The 7,554-nt window shown below is 72.4% G+C and carries 6 protein-coding genes; 2 read left to right on the top strand and 4 right to left on the bottom strand.

What is annotated here, in order from left to right; genetic code table 11:
- The 4 genes from SSNG_RS27235 to SSNG_RS27220 form a co-directional block, all read right to left on the bottom strand.
- Nucleotides 1-484, bottom strand: a 484-nt coding sequence (locus SSNG_RS27235) for an FAD-dependent oxidoreductase (protein WP_129593397.1), incomplete at its 3' end; no start/stop codon positions are given.
- Nucleotides 485-576: 92 nt separating this feature from the next.
- Nucleotides 577-2,949: a collagenase gene (locus SSNG_RS27230; RefSeq protein ID WP_241695125.1), complete on the bottom strand. Its 2,373-nt coding sequence runs from the start codon at nt 2,947-2,949 to the stop codon at nt 577-579.
- 241 nt (nt 2,950-3,190) lie between these two features.
- Nucleotides 3,191-3,589, bottom strand: coding sequence for a RidA family protein (locus SSNG_RS27225; RefSeq protein WP_007267146.1), 399 nt, complete (start codon nt 3,587-3,589; stop codon nt 3,191-3,193).
- A complete protein-coding gene (locus SSNG_RS27220; protein ID WP_007267145.1) occupies nt 3,586-4,710 on the bottom strand; it encodes an acyl-CoA dehydrogenase family protein in 1,125 nt (374 codons plus the stop codon). The genes SSNG_RS27225 and SSNG_RS27220 overlap by 4 nt, the downstream gene beginning before the upstream one ends.
- A 148-nt stretch (nt 4,711-4,858) precedes the next feature.
- Between SSNG_RS27220 and SSNG_RS27215 the strand changes: the two genes are divergently transcribed.
- Together SSNG_RS27215 and SSNG_RS27210 are read left to right on the top strand one after the other, a co-directional pair.
- Nucleotides 4,859-6,478, top strand: coding sequence for an AMP-binding protein (locus SSNG_RS27215; RefSeq protein ID WP_007267144.1), 1,620 nt, complete (start codon nt 4,859-4,861; stop codon nt 6,476-6,478).
- A gap of 385 nt (nt 6,479-6,863) precedes the next feature.
- Nucleotides 6,864-7,554, top strand: a 691-nt coding sequence (locus SSNG_RS27210; RefSeq protein ID WP_007267143.1) for a PaaX family transcriptional regulator C-terminal domain-containing protein, incomplete at its 3' end; no start/stop codon positions are given.

Raw genomic sequence — 7,554 nt, 5'->3', positions numbered from 1 at the left:
GGTACAGCTCGGCGCCCGAGGCCTTCAGGAGGGGGGCCGCCGCCTGGGCGGGCTGGACCTGGGCGTCCTGGGGGTAGTGGAAGCCGCCCGCCAGGCCCGGGGCCAGGTGGGGCTCCAGGTCGTACAGGGCGTCCGGGCCCACCTCGGCGGAGACGACCCCGGCGGCGCGCTGGCCCTCGGCGAAGTGGCGCAGGGCCTTGAGGGTGGTGTCGTCCGGGGCGACGACCAGGCCGCCCTTGGTCTCGTACTCGACGGCGTGCGGGAGTTCGGCGGAGAGGTCCCGCCAGAGTTCCGTCGAGAGGAGGGCCAGGTCGAGTTCGGGGCCCGCCTGCTTGTCGGAGACGAGCAGGTTGCCCTCGCCCGCGCCGGTGGTGCCGCCCGCGACGGGGCCGCGGTCCACCACCGCCACGGAGAGGCCGGAGCGGCTCGCGTAGTACGCGCACGCGGCTCCGACGACGCCGGCGCCAATGATCACGACGTCCATGGTCAGTAATATGTCACATTCTTTTGAGGGTGCCTAGGGTGGCCCGGCCGGCCCTGCCCCCCGTTCAGGTACAGGGCCGGCCGGGTGCGCCGTCAGCTGCGGAGCGGGCCTTCGCAGCTGTAGGAGGAGGTGGCCGCCGCCTTGTTGTCCCAGATCTCCACCGGGCCGAAGGAACAGTTCATGTCGGCCAGGTTGTTGGAGGCGGCGCCCGCCCGGTCGAGGATGAAGTAGTCCACCGTCTCCGACATGTCCTTGAAGTTCTGGTCGTCGCTGCGCCAGTTCTTCAGGTTGGCGGTGATCCGGCCGGTACAGGTGAAGCGGCGCTTGCCGGGGTCGCCGTTCTCCACGCAGTCGGGCGTGTTGTACGTGGCCGCCGCGAAGGAGGACTTCACCGAGGCGAGCGCGGCGTCGCGCAGCCGCTCGTTCGGGGTGAAGGTGGTGTTCGGGACGTAGAGCTGGTCCACCTTGGCGATCTGGGCGTCCAGGAAGCGGTTGTAGTCGCGCTGGAGGTAGGTGTCCGCGCCCGTGCGGTGGCGCCACGCGTCGTACCCGGCGACGTCGTTGGCGCGCAGGTACCCGTACATCTCGCGCAGCAGCGAGGGCTTCTCGGTCCACAGGAACTCGAAGAAGGTGCCCGCGTAGCTGTAGAAGCGGAAGCCGTCGCCGTCGTAGGTGGCGTTGAGCAGCTGTTCGACGGTCATGCGCGGGCCGCCGCCGGCGGTGTCGTTGATGACGCTCTTGACCAGGGACTTGCGGACGGCGATGCCGTTGTCGCGGGTGGCGCCGTCGAAGAACTCGGCGGTGCCCTCGTCCATGGCCGTCGTGCGGTCGCCCTCGTACCAGGGACCCTGGCCGAAGGAGCCGGGGACGGCGAAGCGGCCGTTGAGGTAGTGCGTGTACTCGTGGCGGAAGAGCTCTTCGAGGGTGAGGGAGGAGTCCTGCGGGACGCGGCGCTGGTAGGTGTAGAAGGTGGCGCCGTTCTCGATGTAGATGCCGCCGTTGTTGGTGCCGTAGCCGGTCAGGATCGGGTGGTAGTTCTCGTAGTCGGCGCGGGAGGCGTACAGCACGATGTTGAGGGTGCTGTTGGGGTCGCCGGCGAGCGGCTGGTCGGTGCCTATGACGCGGTGGAACTGCGTCTTGACCTGCTTGCTGGCGTAGTAGAGCTGGTCGACGGTGGCCTTGTCGAGGGCGGTGCGGACCTTGATGGCGCCGTTGTCGTAGCTGTAGGTGTACGGGAAGAGCTGCTTCTCGATGTCCTCCTTGCAGACCCCGTACTGCTTGCAGGCCCCGTAGAAGTTGAGCCAGGAGACGATCTTCGCCCAGGCGTCGGTGCCGTGGTCGGACTTGACGCGGTCCAGCATGGCGCCGAGGTCGGCGATGACCTGGTCCTTGAGGCCGCCCACCTGGCCGAAGCGGGCGTACTCGCTGAGGGCGTCGCGCACCACCCAGGCGTTGCCGCTGCCCTTGAGGTGGGTGTAGCCGGCGAAGGCCTTGAAGGCGGCGCGGTACGAGGCGTCCCCCGCGACCGCCGCGTGGAAGGCCGCGTCCTGGTTGCCGGGGTAGACGCCCAGATAGTTGGTGGAGAGGGCGGCCAGGACGGCGCCCGCCCAGCCGGCGTCGAGGTTGGTGGCCGGGTGGGCCGGGTCCATGGTGGCCAGGACCTTCTTGATCAGGCCGATCTGGTGGTGGCGCAGGCCGGGGCCGGCGGCGTAGAGGGCCTCGCGCAGGGTGCGGGCGTTCGTCGGGGTGACGTCGAAGGTCCGTGCGGCGTTGCCGAAGTCGTCGATGGCCTGGCGTATCGCGGCGGTGGTGGGGGCGTCGGTGACGTCGATCTCGTCGCGGGAGAAGTCGTGGTAGGCGACGGCGTGCAGGTAGGTGAACATCTCCTCCAGGTGGGAGGAGTTACGGCCGTCGTGGGCGGCGGCCAGGCTGGATATCCGGCGGGAGACGGCCTGGACGTGGGCGTCGGACATGACGGGCGCCAGGCGGGCGTCCCAGGTCCAGATCAGGCCGCGCAGGCAGCCGTCGGCGGTGACGGCCTGGTCGCCGAGGAAGTCGGCGAACTGCTCCGGGGTGAGGTTCTTGATCCCGTCGAGGGTGCAGGGGACGCCGGCGGCGACGCTCTTGGCGGTGGGCGCGGCCTGGGCGGACTTGACGCTCTTCTCGGTGCGTTCGGCGGCCGCGGTGGAGCCCGGGGCCTCCACGACGGGGGCGGCGCCGGGCACCCGGCCGTCGGTGACGGCCTTGCCCCCGGGGGCCGGGGCGGGGGCCGGGACGAGCGGCTCGGCGTCCGCCCGGCGGTCGACCTCGTCGAAGGGGTTGGGCGCCGTGTCGGCCGTCGCGCCCTGGACTCCGGCGGAGAAGGTGCCCGTGGGGGTGGCCCGTTCCGCCGCCTGCGTCGAGGCCTGGCCGGCGGTGGCGAGGAGGGTGACCGTGACGGCGGTGGCGAGGAGAGACGTACGCACAGCTCTGTGCTGGAACACCGATGACTCCAGGTGGGAAGGAGGTGGGGGAAAGTGCGAACTGCCCTGCGTCACGCGGCGTTTGACGGGGATTAACGTGCCGCGGTGTGAGCTGTAACATAGTAATGTGAAATTGCACTGGCAAGACCTGTGCGCACACCAGTTCAGTACTTCTTGAGGGAGACCCCGGCCGGAGGGGCCGGCGGTCACCTCACCGGCCGCCCCTGACCTGCGGGAGCACCGCCTACGGGAGCACCGCGATGCCGTCCAGTTCGAGCAGGGCCTCGGTGTCCCACAGGCGGACCACCCCGACGACCGCCATCGCCGGGTAGTCGCGGCCCGCGAGGCGGCGCCAGACGCGGCCCAGTTCGGCGGCGTGCGTGCGGTAGGCCTCCACGTCCACCGCGTACACCGTCACCCGGGCCAGGTCGCTCGGGTGGCCGCCGGCCGCCGCGAGGGCGGTCAGCAGGTTGGCGAGGGCCCGCTCGAACTGCTCGGGCACGCTGTCGCCGACCACCTTCCCGGAGCCGTCCAGCGCGGTCTGGCCGGCCAGGAAGACGATCCGCGAGCCGGTGGCCGACACCGCGTGGGAGAAGCCGGTGGCCGGGGACAGCTCCGGGGGGTTGATCCGTTCGGGGCTCATCGCGCCGCCACCCCCCGGTAGAGCTCCTTGGCGATGATGGTGCGCTGCACCTCGCTCGCCCCCTCGTAGATCCTGGGCGCCCGCACCTCCCGGTAGAGGTGCTCCAGCAGGTGGCCCCGGCGCAGGGCGGCCGCGCCGTGCAGCTGGACGGCGTGGTCCACCACGTACTGGGCCGTCTCCGTGGCGAGGAGCTTGGCCATGGCGGCCCGGCCCGGCACGTCGGCGGCGCCGCTGTCGTACGCGCCGGCCGCCGCGTACACCAGCAGCCGGGCGGCCTCGGTGCGGGTGGCCATCTCCGCCACGCGGTGCGCGACCGCCTGGAGGTCGGCGAGCACCCCGCCGAACGCGGTCCGGCCGGCCGTGTGGGCCACGGTCGCGTCGAGCGCGGCGCGCGCCATGCCGACCGCGAAGGCGCCCACGCTGGGCCGGAAGAGGTTCAGGGTCTCCATCGCGACGCGGAACCCCTGCCCGGGCCCGCCCAGCACGTCCTCGCGGCCGACGGGCACTCCGTCGAAGGCGAGCGAGCCGATCGGGTGCGGGGAGAGCATCTCCAGGGCCTCGCCGGTCAGCCCCGGGCGGTCCGCCGGGACCAGGAAGGCCGTGATGCCCTTCGCCCCCGGGGCCTCACCCGTACGGGCGAAGACGGTGTAGAAGTCCGCCTCGGGGGCGTTGGAGATCCAGCACTTGCTCCCCGTCAGGCGCCAGCCCGGCCCGTCCGCCTCCGCCGTCAGGGCGAGGGCCGCGGCGTCGGAGCCGGCGCCCGGCTCGCTCAGTGCGAACGCCGCCACGTGCCGGCCGGCCCGGACCCCCGGGAGCCAGCGCTCCCGCTGGGCGGCGCTGCCCGACCGGAGCACCGGGTGCGCGCCGAGCCCCTGGAGGGCGAGGGCCGTCTCCGCCTCCGTGCAGCCGTAGGCGAGGGACTCGCGCAGCAGGCACAGCTCCAGCGCCCCCGAGCCGAAGACCCGCTCCAGCAGGCCCAGTTCCCCCAGCTCGGCGAGGAGGGGCCGGTTCACCCGTCCGGGCTCGCCCTTCTCGGCGAGCGGCCGCAGCCGCTCCCGCGCGAGGGCGCGCAACCGGCCGCACCATTCCTCTTGTTCCGCCCCGAGCGCGAATCCGGCCATCCGAATGCCCCCACGTCCCGTCGCCGAAGTCCTGCGGACACTCTTATCGCGTCCTGTTGACTGCCGTCACCATCACGATACGCTCGGAACGCATTCGCACGGCCGGCTCCACCACAAAATCCGGACGTTGCAAGGGGGCGAACCCGCCTTGGAGCTCAAGCCATCCGCTCACGCCGACACCTTTGCCCGCGACCACCTGCCGCCCGCCCACGCCTGGCCGCAGCTCCTGTTCGAGCTGCCCGAACTGGCCTACCCGGACCGGCTGAACTGCGGCACCGAACTGCTCGACGCCACCATCGAACGGTTCGGACCGGACCGGCCCGCCTTCCGCGACGGCGCCGGCGGCGTGTGGTCGTACGGAGAACTCCGCGAGCGCGTCGACGCCCTCGCCCACGTCCTCACCATCGACCTCGGCGTCGTCCCCGGCAACCGGGTGCTGCTGCGCGGGCCCACCGGCCCCTGGCTCGCGGCCTGCTGGCTGGCGGTGATGAAGGCCGGCGCGGTGGCCGTCACCGTACTGGCCCAGCAGCGCGCCCAGGAACTGGCCACCGTCTGCGCCATGACCGAGGTACGGCACGCCCTGTGCCACGCCGACGTCCTCGACGACCTGGCCAAGGCCGAGGTCCCCGGCCTGCGGATCACCCCCTACGGCGGCACCGGCGAGGACGACCTGCTGCGGCTCGCGGCCGCGCACACCGTCCCGTACCCGGCCGTCGCGACCTCCGCCGACGACGTCGCGCTGATCGCCTTCACCTCCGGGACCACCGGCCGGCCCAAGGGCTGCATGCACTTCCACCGCGACCTCCTCGCCGTCGCCGACACCTTCTCCCGCCGCGTCCTGCGGCCGCGCCCCGACGACGTGTTCGCGGGCAGTCCCCCGCTCGGCTTCACCTTCGGCCTCGGCGGACTGGTCGTCTTCCCGCTGCGCGCCGGCGCCAGCGCGCTGCTGCTGGAGCAGGCCACGCCCCGGGTGCTGCTGCCCGCCCTCGCCGAACACCGGGTCACCGTCCTGTTCACGGCACCCACCGCCTACCGGTCGATGCTGGACACCCTGGGCCCGTACGACACGGGCGCCTACGACCTGTCGGCGCTGCGCCGCTGCGTGTCGGCCGGCGAGAACCTGCCCGCCGCGACCTGGCGGGCCTGGCACGAGCGCACCGGCCTGCGGATCATCAACGGCATCGGGGCCACCGAGCTGCTGCACATCTTCATCTCCGCCGCCGACGAGGACATCCGCCCCGGCACCACCGGCCGGGTGGTGCCCGGCTGGGAAGCTCGGGTGGTGGACCCCTCCGGGCGGCCCGTCGCCGACAACGAGCCGGGGCTGCTGGCGGTGCGCGGGCCGGTCGGCTGCCGCTACCTCGCCGACCCCCGGCAGGACGAGTACGTCCGGGACGGCTGGAACCTCACCGGCGACACCTACGTCCGCGACCCCGACGGCTACTTCCGCTACGTCGCCCGCGCCGACGACATGATCATCTCCTCGGGCTACAACATCGCCGGCCCCGAGGTCGAGGAGGCCCTGCTGCGCCATCCGGACGTGGCGGAGGCCGCCGTCGTCGGCCGCCCGGACGAGCGGCGCGGGCAGATCGTGGTGGCGTACACCGTGCCGCGCGACGGGGCGGTGCTGACGGAGGAGGCCCTGCGGACCTTCATGAAGGGCGAGCTGGCCCCGCACAAGTGCCCGCGCTCCTTCGTCTTCCTGCCCGCGCTGCCGCGCACCCCCACCGGCAAGCTGCAACGGTTCCGGCTGCGCGATCTGGATTGAATCCTCCCCTCCCTGAAGAGGAGGGGATTCCCTCCCCGGCGAGGAACTTCGGGCGGAAGTCCTCCACCGCCAGGGCATCGTGATCGCGGACCACAGCCTTGGCCCACTTACCTTCCAGATCCACCGGCACCGGTCCCACCCCGCCATCAGGGCGGTGAGCGCAGTGGACGACATGCGGACGCGGAAGGTCCACCGGGCGTGCCCGGCACCCCCCGCTATCGGTGTCGTCACCATCCCAATAATCTGTCCTCGACCACTGACAACAGCCGAAAGGACAGGTCAGACCAGATATGGACCGAGCTCTGACGCTCCGCGCCCCCGGCCCAAGGACCCATTCCTCCCCGGCCTGAAGGCCGGAGCCTCCTGGGAGAAATGAGGTGAACCCGTGGTCGAGCAGCACACTCCGCGATCTCTGATCGTCACCTTCTACGGCGCCTACGGGCGGTCCTTCGAGGGCGCCGTCCCGGTGTCCGCGCTGGTCCGCCTGCTGGGCGCGGCCGGCGTCGACGCGCCCTCCGTCCGGTCCTCGGTGTCCCGGTTGAAGCGGCGCGGGTTCCTGGTGCCCGCGAAGGCCGCCGACGGTTCGGCCGGGTACGAGCCGTCCGAGGAGGCCCGGCTGCTGCTGGAGGACGGGGACCGGCGGATCTACGGGACCGCGCCGGTGTCGTCGGAGTGGCTGGTCGCGGTGTTCTCCGTCCCGGAGCAGGAGCGGCACAAGCGGCACCTGCTGCGCTCGCGCCTGGCCCGGCTGGGCTTCGGAGCGGTGGCACCGGGGGTGTGGATCGCCCCCGCCCAGCTGGCAGAGGAGACCGGACACACCCTGGAACGGCTGCACCTGACCGGGTACGTGGAGCTCTTCCGCGGCGCCCACGCCGGTTTCGCCCCCACCGCCGAGGCCGTGGCCCGCTGGTGGGACCTGGCCGCCCTGGCCAAGCAGCACGAGGAGTTCCTCGACCGGCACGAACCGGTCCTGCGCGCCCTCCAGTCGGGCCCCGAGCCCACCCCCGAGGCCGCCTACCGGGACTACCTGGCCGCCCTCGACACCTGGCGGCGGCTGCCCTACGCCGACCCGGGCC

Origin of the sequence: Streptomyces sp. C (genome assembly GCF_000158895.1) — a bacterium.
GTDB lineage: Bacteria > Actinomycetota > Actinomycetes > Streptomycetales > Streptomycetaceae > Streptomyces > Streptomyces racemochromogenes.
The sequence above is the reverse complement of the archived record's forward strand: the minus strand, read 5'-3'. Positions and strand labels throughout refer to the sequence as shown.